11 protein-coding genes and 2 pseudogenes are annotated in these 15,059 nt (G+C 68.8%); 5 read left to right on the forward strand and 8 right to left on the reverse strand.

All coding sequences use genetic code 11. The features are described from left to right. The first annotated feature begins 107 nt into the window (after positions 1-107). The gene (locus FCH28_RS30165; RefSeq protein WP_136743352.1) at positions 108-3,887 is read left to right on the forward strand and encodes an nSTAND1 domain-containing NTPase; all 3,780 of its coding nucleotides are present in this window, start codon (positions 108-110) and stop codon (positions 3,885-3,887) included. Positions 3,888-3,983: 96 nt separating this feature from the next. On the opposite strand, the pseudogene FCH28_RS39460 reads toward FCH28_RS30165, so the two are convergent. Further along, positions 3,984-4,271, reverse strand: a pseudogene (locus tag FCH28_RS39460) (aminoglycoside phosphotransferase family protein); the annotation flags it as partial. Between the two features lie 212 nt (positions 4,272-4,483). Here FCH28_RS39460 and FCH28_RS30175 point away from each other — a divergent pair. After that, on the forward strand, positions 4,484-4,939 hold the full coding sequence (locus FCH28_RS30175) for a type II toxin-antitoxin system Phd/YefM family antitoxin (protein ID WP_246103359.1): 456 nt from the start codon (positions 4,484-4,486) through the stop codon (positions 4,937-4,939). A gap of 125 nt (positions 4,940-5,064) precedes the next feature. Here the strand turns inward: FCH28_RS30175 and FCH28_RS30180 are convergent, their stop codons facing one another. Next, positions 5,065-5,523 carry a hypothetical protein gene (locus tag FCH28_RS30180; RefSeq protein WP_136743353.1) on the reverse strand — a complete coding sequence of 153 codons (459 nt, stop codon included), beginning with the start codon at positions 5,521-5,523 and terminating at the stop codon, positions 5,065-5,067. A gap of 388 nt (positions 5,524-5,911) precedes the next feature. On the opposite strand from FCH28_RS30180, the gene FCH28_RS30190 reads away from it, so the two are divergent. Beyond that, on the forward strand, positions 5,912-6,946 hold the full coding sequence (locus tag FCH28_RS30190; RefSeq protein WP_136743354.1) for a class I SAM-dependent methyltransferase: 1,035 nt from the start codon (positions 5,912-5,914) through the stop codon (positions 6,944-6,946). Here FCH28_RS30190 and FCH28_RS30195 read toward each other — a convergent pair. From FCH28_RS30195 to FCH28_RS30205, 3 genes are all read right to left on the reverse strand, one after another. Next, positions 6,848-7,795 (reverse strand): SDR family NAD(P)-dependent oxidoreductase, encoded by a 948-nt coding sequence (locus FCH28_RS30195; protein WP_136743355.1) that lies wholly within the window; start codon positions 7,793-7,795, stop codon positions 6,848-6,850. The genes FCH28_RS30190 and FCH28_RS30195 overlap by 99 nt on opposite strands. After that, positions 7,776-8,858 carry a Rieske 2Fe-2S domain-containing protein gene (locus FCH28_RS30200; RefSeq protein ID WP_169314291.1) on the reverse strand — a complete coding sequence of 361 codons (1,083 nt, stop codon included), beginning with the start codon at positions 8,856-8,858 and terminating at the stop codon, positions 7,776-7,778. Before FCH28_RS30200 ends, FCH28_RS30195 begins: the two co-directional genes overlap by 20 nt. Before the next feature lie 591 nt (positions 8,859-9,449). Next, a complete protein-coding gene (locus tag FCH28_RS30205; RefSeq protein ID WP_136743357.1) occupies positions 9,450-11,777 on the reverse strand; it encodes an Orn/Lys/Arg family decarboxylase in 2,328 nt (775 codons plus the stop codon). 600 nt (positions 11,778-12,377) lie between these two features. On the opposite strand from FCH28_RS30205, the gene FCH28_RS30210 reads away from it, so the two are divergent. Both FCH28_RS30210 and FCH28_RS39465 read left to right on the forward strand, forming a co-directional pair. Then, a complete protein-coding gene (locus tag FCH28_RS30210; protein ID WP_136743358.1) occupies positions 12,378-12,647 on the forward strand; it encodes a hypothetical protein in 270 nt (89 codons plus the stop codon). Between the two features lie 286 nt (positions 12,648-12,933). Continuing rightward, a pseudogene (locus FCH28_RS39465) lies at positions 12,934-13,143 on the forward strand (AraC family transcriptional regulator); the annotation flags it as partial. A 7-nt stretch (positions 13,144-13,150) separates the two neighbouring features. Here the strand turns inward: FCH28_RS39465 and FCH28_RS38720 are convergent. From FCH28_RS38720 to FCH28_RS40145, 3 genes are read right to left on the reverse strand one after another with little or no spacing between them, the layout of a single operon-like run. Further along, complete coding sequence (locus FCH28_RS38720) at positions 13,151-13,453, reverse strand: hypothetical protein (protein WP_222852461.1); 303 nt, start codon at positions 13,451-13,453, stop codon at positions 13,151-13,153. Positions 13,454-13,459: 6 nt separating this feature from the next. Next, entirely contained in the window at positions 13,460-13,933 is a 474-nt protein-coding gene (locus tag FCH28_RS38725; protein ID WP_222852467.1) for an MFS transporter, read from the reverse strand. Beyond that, positions 13,837-14,367 (reverse strand): MFS transporter, encoded by a 531-nt coding sequence (locus FCH28_RS40145; RefSeq protein ID WP_222852462.1) that lies wholly within the window; start codon positions 14,365-14,367, stop codon positions 13,837-13,839. The genes FCH28_RS38725 and FCH28_RS40145 overlap by 97 nt, the downstream gene beginning before the upstream one ends. Positions 14,368-15,059 lie beyond the last annotated feature (692 nt).

Genomic DNA, 15,059 nt, shown 5'->3' on the forward strand with positions numbered 1-15,059 from the left:
GCGCTGGCCCATGTCTAGCCCTCGAGGGTTGTCCGGCGCCGGGACGTGGACGCCGGACATCAACACCTGGACAATTGCCACGTATCGCAGCTGCGGAAAGGAAGTTCATGCCACGTGCCGAACGCCCGCTTGACCCGGACACCGGTCCGCTGACGCGGTTCGCGGCCGACTTGCGGAAGTTGCGCGAAGCGGCGGGACGGCCGCCCTATCGGGCACTGGCCAAAAGGGCGCACTATTCGTCCACGACGCTGTCGGAGGCAGCGGGCGGGTGCACGTTTCCGAGCCTGGGTGTCACGCTGGCGTACGTCGAGGCGTGCCAGGGCGACTGCCGTGAATGGGAAAAGCGATGGCATGCGGTCGCCGCCGAGATTGCCGCGAGCGCACCTTGCGACGGGCCCGGGGACGGCGGTCCGCAGAGCGCACCGTATGCCGGGCTGTCGGCGTTCCAGCCGGAGGACGCCGACCGCTTCTTCGGGCGCGAGCGGCTGACCGGCGAGCTGCTGGCGAAGGTGCACGACCGCCGGTTCGTGGCGGTCTTCGGGCCGTCCGGATCGGGGAAGTCCTCGGTGCTGCGGGCGGGGCTCGTCGCCCGTGCGCGGGCATCGGCGTGGCCGGTGATGCTGTTCACGCCGGGGCCGCATCCTGTGGAGGAGTGCGCGATCCGCCTGGCCGCGGTGACGGGAGAGTCCCCCGGCGCGCTGGTAACCGAGTTGCTGGACGATCCCTTGGCGCTGCACCTGCGGATCCGCCAGGCCATGGTCGACCGCACGCCGGACATCGACACGCTGATCGTGGTCGACCAGTTCGAGGAGGTGTTCACCCTCTGCCGGGATCGGGACGAACAGGCCGCGTTCATCGCCCTGTTGCTCGCGGCCACCACGGCGGCGACCAGCCGGACGCGGGTCGTACTCGGCGTGCGTGCCGATTTCTACGGTCACTGCGTCCAGGACCCCCGGCTGGCCGAGGCGATGCGCGACGCGCAGATCCCGGTCGGTCCGATGAGCAGCCAGGAGCTGCGCGACGCCATCACCCGGCCGGCCACGCTCACCGGCTGCACGGTGACCGGCCCGCTGCTGGCGGCCGTGGTCGCGGACGCGACCGGTCAGCCAGGTGCGTTGCCGCTGGTCTCGCACGCGATGGTCGAGACCTGGCGCCGACGCAGCGGCAGCAGCCTGACCCTGGACGGGTACCTGAGGGCCGGCGGAATCCAGCACGCGCTCGCGCAGACCGCGGAGGTCGCCCACCGGGCGTTGTCGCCGGCGCAGCAGGACCTCGCCAGATCGCTGTTCCTCCGGCTGACCGCGCTGGGCGACGGCACCGAGGACACCAGGCGGCGGATCACCAGGGACGAGTTGGACCCGTGCCCCGACACCGCCTTCGTGCTCGAATCCCTCGCCCGGCAACGGCTGGTGACGCTGGACGAGGACTGCGTCGAGATCACTCACGAGGCGATCATCCGGTGCTGGCCGAGGCTGCGTGGCTGGCTGACCGAGGACCGGGAGCGACTGGTCCTGCACCGGCAGCTCACCGGCACGGCCGCCGGCTGGGAGGCGCAGGACCGCGACCCGCACGTCCTGTACCGGGGCGCCCGCCTGGCCGCGGCGCTGGACCTGGCCGCCTCGGACGGCAGTCGGCTGACGTCCAGGGAACGGCGTTTCCTCGATGCGAGCCGGGACGCCCAGGCCGGCGAGATGGCTGCCGTCAGGAAGCGGACGGTCCGCCTGCGGCAGCTGGTCACACTTCTCGCAGTGCTCGTCGTCATCGCGGCCACCGCGGGCGTACTGGCCGTCGGCTCGCGCAACTCCGCCATCCAGCAGCGCAATGTGGCCATCGCGCGGAAGGCCGCCACGGAGGCGACTGAGTTACGGCAGCGCAACCCCTCGCTCGCCGCCCAGCTGAGCCTGGCCGCCTACCGGCTGGCAGCCACCGACGACGTCCGCGATCAGCTGATGAGCGCGTTCGCGACGCCGTACACGAGCCGGATCACCGGCCACACCTCGGACGTGGTCTCGATCTCCTTCGCCCCGAAGAGCACGGTCCTGGCCACCGCGAGCTGGGACCACACGGTCCGGCTGTGGGACGTCGGGGACGCCCACCACCCCGTCCAGTTGGCCGTCCTGCACCAGCCGGAGCGGCTGATGTCGGTGGCGTTCGGGCAGGGCGGCCGCGTCCTGGCAACGGCGAGCGAACGATCGGTGCGGCTGTGGGACGTGGCGAACCGGCGCGCGCCTGTCGAGCTGAGCACCCTGCCGGATCAGCGGGCCGCGCCGACGTGGGTGGCGTTCCGGCCCGGCGGCGACGTCATCGCCACCGGCCACTCCGACGGCGCGGCGCGGCTGTGGAACGTGCACGATCCCCGGCGTCCGCGGCTGCTGGCCACCCTGCCGGGCCACACCCACCTGGTCACCTCGGTGGCGTTCGGCCCGGACGGCCGCACGCTGGCGACCACCGGCGACACCACCGCCAGGCTGTGGGACGTCACCGACCCCGCGCATCCGCTCCGGCGCGACGTGCTGCGCGGGCACACCGACACGGTGACCTCGGTGGCCTTCAGCCCTGACGGCCGAACCATGGCGACCGGTAGCTGGGATCACACCGCACGGGTCTGGGACGTCACCGGCAGCCCGCGGGCGCGGCCACCGGCCGTCCTGCGCAGCCATCCCGCGATCGTCTGGTCGGTGGCGTTCGGCCCGGACGGCCGGACGCTCGTCTCGGTCGGCGGGTCCACCCTGTTCTGGGATGTCGCCGACCCGGCGAACCCCCAGCGCGTCAGCATGCTTGCCGGTGGGGCCTACCAAGCCGCATTCAGCCCTGACGGCCGCGTGTTCGCCAACTCCGACCGGCTGCTGAACCTGCGGGATCTGTCGCTCGGGACCCACGACGACGTGGTCACGTCCCTGGCGTTCGGCCCCGGCGGCCATGTGCTCGCCAGCGGTAGCTGGGACGGCACCGCACGGCTGTGGCAGGTCGCCGGCGGCCGGGCCCTGTGGCCGCTGGCGGTCCTGCACGGGCACACCAAGTTCGTCCGGTCCGTGGCGTTCAGCCCGGACGGGCGCACCCTCGTCACCGCCAGCGAGGACGCCACTGTCCGGGTCTGGGACGTGACCGATCCACGGAGGCCGCGGTTGGCATCGACCCTCACCCCCGACGCCGGCGAAGTCGCCGGGGCCGGCTTCGGCCCGGACGGCCACATCCTGGCCGTGTGGGCGCAACACGTGGCCGGACTGTGGGACCTGACCGATCCCGGCAAACCCCGGCCGCTGAGCCGGATCGCCGAGGGCGGGCCGAACATCACGATGGCTTCGTTCCGGCCGGACGGCCGCACGCTGGTGACGAGCAGCGGTGAGTCCGGCTCGCTGCGGCTCTGGGACATCAGCGATCCGCGCAGCCCCCGGGAGGTGCCGTCCCCGTTCCGGTCCGACCCGCTGACCAACGGTGTGTTCAGCCCCGACAACCGGAGCCTTGCCGCCGTCCATCGAACGGACAAGACGGTCTGGCTGATCGACGTCAGCGACATCGGCCGCCCGGCGAAGGTGACGCAGCTACCGGCGTCCGGCTCCTGGCTGTACACACTGGCCTTCTCCGCGGACGGCCGTCGGCTGACCGCCGGCGCGGCGGACGGCAAGGCCCTGCTGTGGGATGTGCGCGGTCCGGCCGCTCCTGCCGTCCTCACCGGCCACTCCAACCCGGTACCGGCCGCGGCGTTCAGCCCGGACGGCCACACCCTGGCCACCGGCGGCAACGACTTCACGATCCGGCTGTGGGACACCGATCCGGACACGGTCGCCACCCGCATCTGCGACAGCGCGCACCCCCGGATCACCAGAACCGAATGGGCACGGTACTTGCCGACAGCCGACTTCAACCCACCGTGCCCGGCTACGTGACGGCCTGCCGCGGACGTCCCCGGCCAGCGGAGCGGCCTTCGAATGTGCCCCGAGTTCACGTCGCCGGGGGACAGGCCCAGGCGCAAACGCGAAGCCCAGCCTCATCGGATACTCGCAATGCGCGCCGGTCGGATAAACCGCGACCAGTCCAGGAGCCGGCACGTCGGTCCCCGCCGGCAGCGTCAGGGCGCCGGCCTCCCTGTTCAGCCAGTCCTCGGCGTGCGCCACGTAGAACGGGTCGACGCAGGTCCGCAGCACCAGGTCACGGGTGCCTCCGTCCCGCGTGCCGGTGGTCAGCCTCCGCATTTCCGCAGTGATACCACCCTGCAGCGCCTCGGTTCTGACGATCCGTTCGCCGAGCTCCAGCGCTGGGGTGGTACCCATCGGCCGTACCTGCTGGGGTGCAGCCTCGCGTGCCCTGCCGCCTACCCCGAGGAACGCCCCGCCCGACAAGGCCGTTCACGTGACCCGCGCGCGGGGACGGCGGAACGGACGTCGACTCCCTGGATGGAGGACTCCAGACACAGGCTCGCCCGCCGGCGCACGAGCCGGGAACATCATCAAGCCCATGGTTCATATCGAGAAGAGGAAACCCAGTGTCCGATGAGTCCCACTCCATGGTCAGCGTCGAGCGGACGGAAGCCGCAGACGACTTCAGCCGCCTGGTCGCCCTTGTGGAAGAGACCGGCGAGCGCGTCACCCTGACCGAAGACGATCAGGTGGTGGGCGTGCTGATACCGGCGGCGGAGCTGGCTGCCCTGGAGTACTGGGCGCAGCGGCACCACGGCAGGCCGATACCCCTACCGAACGCGGCGGAGGAACGGCCGCCCGGCCCGGCAGAGCACGGTCCGTACATGCAGTACGTGCACATGGACGGCGGGTGTATGACGTTCACCAGGGGCCGGATGGTGGTGGCCGAGCTGCGCCCCGCCGACTGGTTCGACTGGCTGGAGCAGCAGGCGGTGTACGGGCGGCAGGGGTACATGAGCCCTGAGCAGTCAGCAGCGTTTGCCGAGTTCCTTGCCCGTCAGCCCCCGGTGGGCGAACAGTAGGGGCTGCAGGAACCGGCGTCCCCTGGGACACGCCCAAGCGCCCCACCCGGCGCAGCCGGGCATGACCTGTGGTTGATGCGCAGCACCACGCACCGGCCAAGGTGTTCCTGCGAGCGTCCCGCCCCTCAGGCCGTCGACAGCTGGTGCGCGAGCCGGTCCAGTCCTCGTCTGATCAGCTGCCCGTACTCGTCGTCAACGAGTTCACCGACCGCGGCACGTCCGCGCGCGAGGTGATCGCGGGCATGGCCGAGGTCGCCGAGCCTCCGGTAGACGTCCCCGAGGTTGAGGTGCAGAGACGGATAGAAAACCGCGACCGAGCCGGCGACACCCCCCTGCCGCGCCCGCTCGTCCGATATCAGGTCGGCCGCCTCCAACGCCCGCAGGTCCCAGACCAGTTCCTCGCGCGGATCGTCCTGGACATCGGCCATCGAGTGAGCGAGCACGCAGCGATGGAACGCGTCGCCGGTGGCGCCGATGGAGTCCCAGAGGTCGGCGAACAAGCGGTGGGCCGCCTCCCGTTCGCCGCTGTGGCTCAGCTCGATACCACGGCCGATCTCGGCCATCACCGGGTCGGGCTCGGTCATGCGGGTCCTCCTCGTCAGCACGGGCAGCAGCGCTCAAGAGCGTAGGGGTCACGGCCGGCCCTTGAGCGGGCGATTGAGCGCAGCCTCCTCAGGACTCAGAAACGAGCTCATTCCTGGTGCAGTTCGCTGCGGCCGGGGCAGCTGGAGAGCGTGTCGGTGCCCGCGCCGTCCCACCGGACGTCGTCACCGCTGTTGCCCCACCACTGAACCCCTCGCGCGGCTCGCGGCCCAGCGCCGTCAGCGCCTCGGTTCCCTCGGGTACGCCCTGGTCTGGCGGGCCGATTCACCGCATCGGGTGAGCGTGGCCTTGTCGGGCGGCGGGCAACACCCTACTGCTGGCTCGGGATCGAGGCGGCTGCGGATCGGGGGGACTTTGCGGAACGAACGGATGGCCGCTTCTCATGCGTGGTACGCACGGGAAGTTGCCGCCGGCGTGGACAGGTTCCTGGAACCGTCGAGAGCGGACTGCCCGTGGTGCGGGTCATCCACACTGGCGGTGCTGCTGCGCACCGGTGACCGCTTCCAGGGCAAGCCGGGGCGATTCACGCTGGCGGAGTGCCGCGGCTGCGGACATGTCTTCCAGAATCCCCGCCTGACCCCGGAGGGCCTGTCCTTCTACTACCGCGACTTCTACGACGGGCACGGGGAAGCTCTCTGGGACTTCAACTTCCGGCAGATGTCATCGTCCTACCGGGGCCGGGCCCGGCTGTTCGAGCGACACGGCGGCACCCCTGGGGTATGGCTGGACGTCGGTGCCGGCCATGGCCATTTCTGCGGCTTCGCCCGCCGTCATTGGCCGCAGACCGTCTTCCACGGTCTCGATCAGGGAGCCGGCATCGACAAGGCGCTGCGGCAGGGCTGGATCGACCGCGCCTATCGCGGCAGTTTCGTCGATCTGTCCGAAGGGCTCCCGGGGCGGTACGACGTGGTGAGCATGCATCACTACCTGGAGCACACCCGGGACCCGTTTGCCGAACTCGACGCCGCGGTACGGGTCCTGGCCCCCGGAGGGCACCTCCTGATCGAAGTGCCGGATCCGCAGTGGAGCGCGGCCCGGCTGATGGGCCGGTACTGGCTGTCGTGGAGCCAGCCGCAGCACCAACACCTCATCCCGGTCGGCAATCTCGTCCAGGCACTTGCCGCACGCGGCCTGGTGACCGTGGAGGTGGAGCGCGGTGCCGCCCACGCCTGGGGCGGCGAGTTGTGCTCTGTGCTGTACTTCGGCTGCCTGCGCGCCGTTCCCGGCGCTCCTTGGAAGCCCCGCCGCGCCCGGTGGTTGCGGCGGGCACTGTGGCCGTTCCTGCTGGTTCCGGCTGCGCTGGCGCTACCTGCGGCCATGCTGTTCGACAGGCTTCTGGTCGCCGTGGCGAGGCGCTCCGATCGAGGCAATGCGTTCCGGTTGCTGGCTCGGAAGGCCGACTGAGGCGGCACCGTCCTGCGTATCGGTGAGACTGCCACTCGCGGGTCGGCTTCGCACCGCGACCAGCCGGTGCAGCAGGGCCGGGCTGAGTGCTGCGATCAGGTCGACGACGCGGTAGCTGCGGGGCACGCACAGCTGGAGCCTGGGGTGGTCGAGTACCCGGAGCGCCCGGCAGGCGACCCGCGCCGGCGCGATCATCCGTCGTTCGTTTTGCGCGCGCAGCAGCCGTAGCGACGGTCCGTTGAAGAACGGCGTGTCGACGAATCCCGGCTGAACGATGCTGAAGTGCACGCCGCTGCCGAGGTGTTCGGCGGCAAGGGTCTCGGTCAGCGAGGTCAGTGCCGCCTTGGCCGCCGCATACCCGCTGTGCCCCCAGGGGCCCATCTTGGCCGATATGGAACCGATGTTGATGACGTGGCCGCTACCGCGGGCGAGCATCGACGGGAGCACCGCCCGGATCATGGCGGCTGCGGCCCCGTAATGCACCTGCATCATGCGTTGGTGTTCGTCGGGGGTGCACTCCAGGAAGGGCTTGTAGCTGCCCTGGCCCGCGGCGTTGACGAGGACATCGACCGGTCCCACACCATCCAGGACGCGGGGGAGCATGCTGTCCAGCGCGCCGCCGTCCGACAGGTCCAGCGCTACCGGGGTGCTGGGCGCATGACGGCTGAGGTCCCGGGCCAGCTCCCGGAGAACCTCCCCGCGGCGGGCGATCAGGACGGTTCGGTAGCCCCTTCTCGCCAGCGCTCCGGCGATCTCCCGGCCGATGCCGCTGGAACTGCCGGAAACCACCGCGAGGCCGTCGTCGCTCTTCTCGCTTCCCCGGGCGATCTCAGTGCTCCTCGACTGCATCGTGGCGCGGCTGGGGGTTCTGGGGCCGGCCGACGATCTGGCGGCGGTAGAAGTGCTGGAACTCTCGCACGGAGGGACCGTCCGCCTTGACCCACAGCGGCTTGGCCGGCGGCCGGGTCCAGCGCAGAATCTCCAGATCGGCGTGGAAGTTGCGCCGCACAACCCACCACAGCAGCACGGCCAGCAGCCTGTTGACCGGCCAGAGAAGCCAGTCGGGACCGAGCTTGCGCACGGCGATCCGCCAGGCTGTGATCGTGGCGCCGTCCCGGACGGGGCTGGACCCGAGCACCGCGGCGAGGAAGGGGCGGTCACGATTCGGCTCGGGACCGTGCTGGGACCGGACGACCGAGGATGCGGGGCCGGTCAATGTCACGAGGATGTACGGCCGGAAGAAGCCCTGCATCCTCCGGACTGGGGACGACGGTTGGACTCGGTACTCGAAGTGGCGGCCCTCATTGCGCAGGGAGACGTACTGCATGGGTTCACTGGCCCCGTGGATGAAGGGCCAGTGCGAGACGTCGGTCACGTGCTCGGCCAGGGGTAGCAGCCCGCCGTGGCAGATGCTGACCTCTCCAGGAAGCGTGACATACCGGCGGCGGTCGTCCGTGAAGTCCACGTCGACGAAAGGCAGCGGCGGCCCGTCTCCGTACCAGAACCAGATGTTGCCGCCTCTTTCGAGTACCGGGACGCTCCGCTGCCGGGCGCGTGGCGGGATTCGGTCCATGCCAGGGATCTTCGTGCAGTGGCCCGTGCGGTCGAACTCCCAGGCGTGATAACCGCAGACGAGCCGCTCACCGCTCACGCTTCCGCACCGGCTCAGGTCGGCGCCCAGATGGCAGCACTGGCTGTCCACCATGCCGACGTGCCCCTCCCGGGTCCGGAACAGAGCGTACGACTGAGACATGAAAGTGACCGGTACGACCTGCCCGCGCCTCAGATGCTCGCCGAACCGGGCGAAATACCACCCCGAGGGGTACGGCCCGTCCTCCGTTGCGACAGGGCCCTGCTCGCTCTGCAGGGCCCGATCATAGGACCGCAACCGCGACCGCACGCGCAGCCTCACCCGCTCCCACCTCCCGTGGCGCTGTTGGCGCCACCACTCGCTCGCCGACTTTGCATACCCGTTCAACTACCCAGTGCTGCCCATGCCGAGAGTCGCCGGGCCCTGAAGCGCCCCACCGGGCTCACGCCGCAGGCCAACCGTGACAGGAGCGACGAGAACGCGACCTACGAAGCGGAGCCAAACCCCCCGAACGAAGGAGAGGCCGCCACTCGGCACGCGAACGGTGAGAATTCGACAACACTGGCTGATCCCTGAGTCCTGCAGGAGCAGCGAGCGGTTACGTCGACGGTCGCATGGCCTGCCACCTGCCGCGCAGGGACCGGCGGTACAGCTCGGCTGCCAGTTCTCCCCAGCCGTGGTGTTCCAGCGCGGGCCGGTAGTTGGGGGTGGAGCCTGCGGCGACCTCGCGGAGCCGAAGCCCAAGTAGCCCTCCCCTCCGGTCAGTTGCTGCCAGGCGGCCGGGTCGGGCCCGCGCCGTGTCGTACCCGGGCGCCGACCGCCGCAGACCCCGACCCCGATGTCCCCGTCACCGTCCACGAGGTGGCCGGCGGCAGACGGGTGGTCGGGGTCGGGGTCGGGGTCGGCGGTGTCCTACTTCTCTTCCTCGACGCAGCGGATGAAGTACTTTCCGTCCTCGTGGTGCACGCCGTGCGTCTCGCTGGCGAAGCCGGGGAACCTCTGGTCGAACGCCTCCAGCAGCGTCAGGTACTTCATGAGGTCGGATTCCTTGTCACCTACGCGTTCACCGGGCATCAGAACCGGGATGCCGGGCGGGGTGATGGCGATCTGTGTGGCGACGACGTGGCCGGGCAGCTCGTCCAGCGAGCGGAGTTCGGTGTCCCCCTGGATGAACTTCTGGTACGCCTCCGCAGGGGTGAGGACGGGGGTGGGCGGTGTGTCACCGGTGAACGCGTCGTTGAGCAGCTGCATGAGCTTGTTGTCCGACAGATAGGTGTGCATCTCCTGGCACAGGGCGGGCAGGGTGAGCTTCCCGTACCGCTCGGGGTGTTCCTGGACGAGGCCGGGGAGTACCTCGCCGAGCGGAGCGCCGTCGTCGTAGAGCTTCTTGAAGTCGGTGAGGGCGTCGAGGAGGGTGCCCCACTTGCCCTTGGTGATGCCCATGGAGAACAGCAGCAGGAAGGTGTAGAGGTCGGTCTTCTCCACGACGATCTGCCGGGTCTCCAGATAGGCGGTGACGATCCGGGCCGGGATGCCGATGCGGCTGTCGAGCTTGCCCTGGGCATTGACTCCCGGGCAGGTGATCGTGACCTTGATCGGGTCCAGTAGGCAGAAGTCGTCCTCGAGGTCGCTGAAACCGTGCCAGGTGTCATCCGGGTCGAGCACCCAGCAGCTGCTCTCCTTCTGAAGGAGGTCGAGCGGCGCGCGGTGGAACTCGTAGGCCCGCTTCGTCTCGGGGTCGGTGACCTCCTCGGGCTGCCATACTCCGAAGAACCACTTCGGGCGGTCGCCGGCCTCGGCGAGGCGCTTGCCGAGACGTACCACCGCCTGCCGGAACCGGATGGCCTCGGTGATCGCCTCTGTGGTCAGCCACCTGCCGGACGGGCCCTCCATCATGCCCGCGGCGATGTCCAGTGAGGCGATCATCGGATACAGCGGCGACGTCGTGGCGTGCATCATGTAGGTCTCGTCGAAGATCTCGCGAGCCGGCAGTTGCTTCGTCCCCTGCTTGACGTGGACCATCGCCGACTGGGAGAGGGCCGCCAGCAGCTTGTGCGTGGACTGACTGGCGAAGACCGTCGGGTGTTTGCCGCCGTCGACCGCGCGGGTGTCGATGGCCATGCCGTAGCGGCGCTGGTAGAGCGGGTTGAAGTGGGCGTAGCCGAACCATGCCTCGTCGAACTGGAGGGAACGGGTGCAGGGGGCCAGCATTTCGGCCACCCGGACCGCGTCGTAGCACAGCCCGTCGTACGTCGAGTTGGTGATGACCGTCGAGGCCGGGTTCTGGCTCACGGCCCCCTTGGCGAGCGGGCTCTTCTCGATCTGCTCGCGGACGGCTTCCTCGACCATCCGCTTGGGGGGAATAGGGCCGGTGAGGCCGTAACCGTTCCGTGTGGGCACGAGGTAGACGGGGCGCCCCAGGGACAGGATGATTCCGTGGTTGATCGCCTTGTGACAGTTGCGGTCCAGCAACACGATCTCGTCGTGTGCCACCGTGCCGTGCAGCAGCATCCGCACCGAGGTCGACGAGCCGTGCAGCACGAAGTACGTCTCGTCCGCCCCGAAGATCCGCGCGGCGTTCTTCTCCGCCTCACCGATCGGGCCGGTGTGCTCGAACAGGGAACCCAGCTCGCCCACCGAGATGGAGATGTCGCTGCGCAGCAGCTGTTCGCCGTAGTAGTCGTGGAACGCCCGGCCCACGGGAGATTTCAGGAAGGCCACCCCGCCGTGGTGCGAAGGGGTATGCCATGAGTATTCGTGGGTGTCGTCGAAGCGCCGCAATCGACGGAAGAAGGGCGGCAGGATCCGTTGCCGGTATGTACTCGACGCGTTGTCGACCCGGCCGGCGATGAAGCTGGGGGTGTCCTCCAGGAGATACACCCAGCCGTTGATCACTTCCGACACCCACAGGGGGGTGTCATCCATGTAGTCGCCGGTCGTCAGGAGATACACGGGAAGCTGGGAGGAGAAATGGTCCATCAGGACCCTCAGCACTCCCTCGGCGCCTGTCTCCTTCGCCTCGCGCATATCGCTCGTCGTGCCCGGAAGTTCCCAGCTCACCAGGGCGGCGGCAAGATCTGCCTGGGAGGACGCGATCGCTACGGCATCGGCCGCATTGTCGACCCTTTCCACGTCGTAACCGAGATTGGTGAGCTGGGAGCAGACTTCTTCCACTCGGCTGTAAGGGACACCGTTGGTCTCCGTTCTGCCCAGGGCGACGAGAATGCTGGGGCGCTTCATGGCACTTCCTCCTGCGCGATGAACTGCCCAGCTCCTTCGGCGGCCCGGGCACAGCGGAGCCGACCCGGGCCTTATTCCATGTGACCGCGGGTCGGCTATGCGCCATCAAGATCAGCAGGGCGATGCGGGGCTGTCCATTCACACGCCGATGTCCGGGTGAGCATCATTCGGATGCCGACAAAGGAGGCTGCCGCGTCCGTTGCGGCGATGAGGCCATCCACGATCCAGTCGTGGTCGATACCGCTGGACTTCCTCGTCCAGTGTTTCGGTAACGGAGTGAACCCCCTGGTCCCGGGGGTGCCTTGGACGATTTCCCTGCCGATGGGATGGCCGGTGGCCACCGTGTTGCCCAGGTGGGTGCCGACGACGGAGTCTGCGCGCTCGCGGCCGTGACCGGCACCGCCAGTAGCAGGCCGAGCGTGTCGGTGCCTCTCCGAGGGCGGGGGTGTTCTTGGGCCGACGCCAGCTTCAGGGCGGTTTGACGACGGTTATGGAACACGGCGCGTCGCAGAGTGACTGCCAGATGTTCCCCGTTACCCTTCTGTGACTATATGAAGTCGGTCAATTACAGGCCGCACCCATGTGACCCTCGGAGATGAAATGCGCAAGCTTCGCAAGGCTGCCGTTGTAATCGCTGCCCTCGGCACCGTCGGCGTCGGCGGCGCCGGCATCGCCCATGCCGACACCGTCGGCCAGTTGCAGGGTTCGTGCCGGTCGCACGACCTGAACGTCAACGTCCTGGGCGAGGTCGGCATCGCGAACGGTCTGGCATCCAACCTGCTCAACGGCGAGGGTTCCGCAGGTGCCCAGGTCACCAAGCTCGGCTCGTCGGTGGGCTGCAACAACAGCGTCGGCGGCGCCGGCGAGTAGCCGAGAGGGGCCCCGGTATCCAAGCCACGTCCGGGCACCGGGGCCCGGTGTCGACCTGCGGCAGTGCCCGGGCGCGTGCGTCCGCCCTGTCCGCAGTCGGACTGAAACGGTGCGAGCCAGGCTTCTGCACACCGAATGAGATGACGACGTCCAAGTACGCTCGCGCGTACCACCCGCAGCCGGCCCCCGGTCTGGCTGCGGGCCGTACCTCGTATTGAGGGATGTGCACTTGGACTTGGTGGACGAGTTCCAGCACTTATGGCTGCTCGCGCAGAAGAAGATGCGGCGGCGCATCACCGCCCAGTCGGATCAGCAGCCGGAGGGGATGGTGGGGGAGAGCGACGACCTCGACCCGAGCCGGGCGGAGGGTACGGAACTCGACTACTACTACTACTACTACTACTACTACGGCGTGGTGACGGGGGCCGCTGTGCCGCAAGGCCTGGACGCGCTGATCGTCCCGGCGGGGATGTGGGCGGTCTTCGAGAACTCCGGGTGGCAGCTCAGTCGGTGTCCGCAATCTCCCGGCTGCTGCCTGCCCACTGGGGCACACATGGCATGGCGAGGCCGGCTGCGACGAACACCCCGCCCATCACGAGCCAGCCGGGCGTCCCCCAGGTCACGCAGAGCAGGCCCAGCAGGCTCGGTGCGACGGTGTAGCACAGGCCCATGCCCATGCCGAACACTCCGGAGTACTGGCCCTGGGCGTGTCCGGGAGCCAGCCGGAACCGCAGTTCCAGCGATCCGGCCGCATGCCACAGCGAGTCCACCGTGTGAATGGCGACGCCGGCCATCATGATGGCCACGGCAGCTCACCCGGGCACTCCGGAGGCTGCTGCGATGACCGCCATGCCGATGAGGAACGCCAGCCCGGCTCGGCGGGTGGCCCGGCCGGCGACCGTGCCGCCCTTGATCCCTCGACTGGTGCGGATCTGCAGGAACACCACCATCACGGTGTTGACGGCGATCGCCAGACCGACGAACCACCGTGGTGCGTCCGTAGGCAGGACCACCCACAGCGGCAGGGCGTACGACAGCACTTCGCTCTGGATCCACATGATGCCGTCGAGCACGACGAACGCCATGTACGGCTTGTCCTTGAGCGCGATCCACCGGCCTTCCTCGCGCGGGGACGGCAGGGGTTCGAGCTTGGGCAGCTTGACCAGGACGGCGGCACTGCCGATGAACGTCAGCGAGTTGCCGAGGATGAGGGCTCGGTAGGCGAAGTCGCTGTCGATCTGCACCACCGCACCGGCCGCCATCGCGCCGAACGTGCTGGCAAGCATGGCCACCGATCGCAGGTAGGAGCGGAACGTCGGTACCTCGTCACCGCCGAAGCGGCGGAGTGGGCGAACAGCAGCGACAGCATGGACAGGGCCTGGATCAGCAAAGTGATCACAAAGATGTCCCGCGGGCCACGTCGGTCGGCGAGATGCCCCACCGGGATGCCGGCGATCAGACCGACCACTCCCGCGACACTGAGGCCGAGGCCGACCTGTCCGATGGACAGATGGATCACCTGATGGGCGTACAGCGGCACCGTTGTCAGGAAGGCCGCGGTGCCGAGCTGGTTGACGAAGCCGGCGAGAGCCAGCTTCCGCTGGGGGCCGGACTCCAGCAGTAGCCCTCGCCGTATCAGCCAGGATCGGCGTGCGCCGTCGATGTGCCCGGGAGCGCTGTCGGTTGACGTGGCGGGGGCTTGACTCACCCTGTACTCCATTGTCCGTCGATCGTGCCGTGCGGTGCCGTGCCGTGATCAGGGGCGTGTATGTGAATGCGGCGTGCCACACTCTCCGGTGGGAGGATCACGAGGGCGAGCTGCTCGTTGAGAGACCGAGCGCGCCTCGCCGACGTCTGCGGCACGCCCAACGGCCCCCGCACTGTGGTGGGTTGAGACGCCGCAGGCGTGGAGTATGCCCAGGTGGGAGCCATGATGAGAAGCCACCCGATGTTGGCGGAATGTCACAGTGAAATCGGGAATCTGCGCCCCGCATGCCGGGTTATGAGTAGTGGTGCTTCCTTCTCATGACGCCTGTTACGGGCGCAGCCAGATGAGGAGAGGCGGCGGCGGTGACGGTGCCGAGGTAGGCATACCCTCACTTGTGGCAGCAGTGGTGCCGGCATGGCCCACTCGATGTCGGTCAGATCCCCCGGATCCCCCCTGCCGAGCATGACCAGAACAATGAACTACCTGATCGAAGAGAGACAGCCCAATTGGCCTGTCGCTGAAGAGGCCTCATCTTCCTCAGCCAGGGGAGGGCATACAGGGTTCACCGCAAAGACGGCTGGCGTGGATGCGTGGGTTGAGGACATCCACGAGGACCTACTGTTCCCATGATCTCGTCAAGAACACGCCTGTCGCCGAGCCTACGGACATCGCGGAGGGCGTGATCGCGTACATGGATTCCATCG

It is taken from the genome of Streptomyces piniterrae (assembly GCF_005048155.1).
GTDB lineage: Bacteria > Actinomycetota > Actinomycetes > Streptomycetales > Streptomycetaceae > Streptomyces > Streptomyces piniterrae.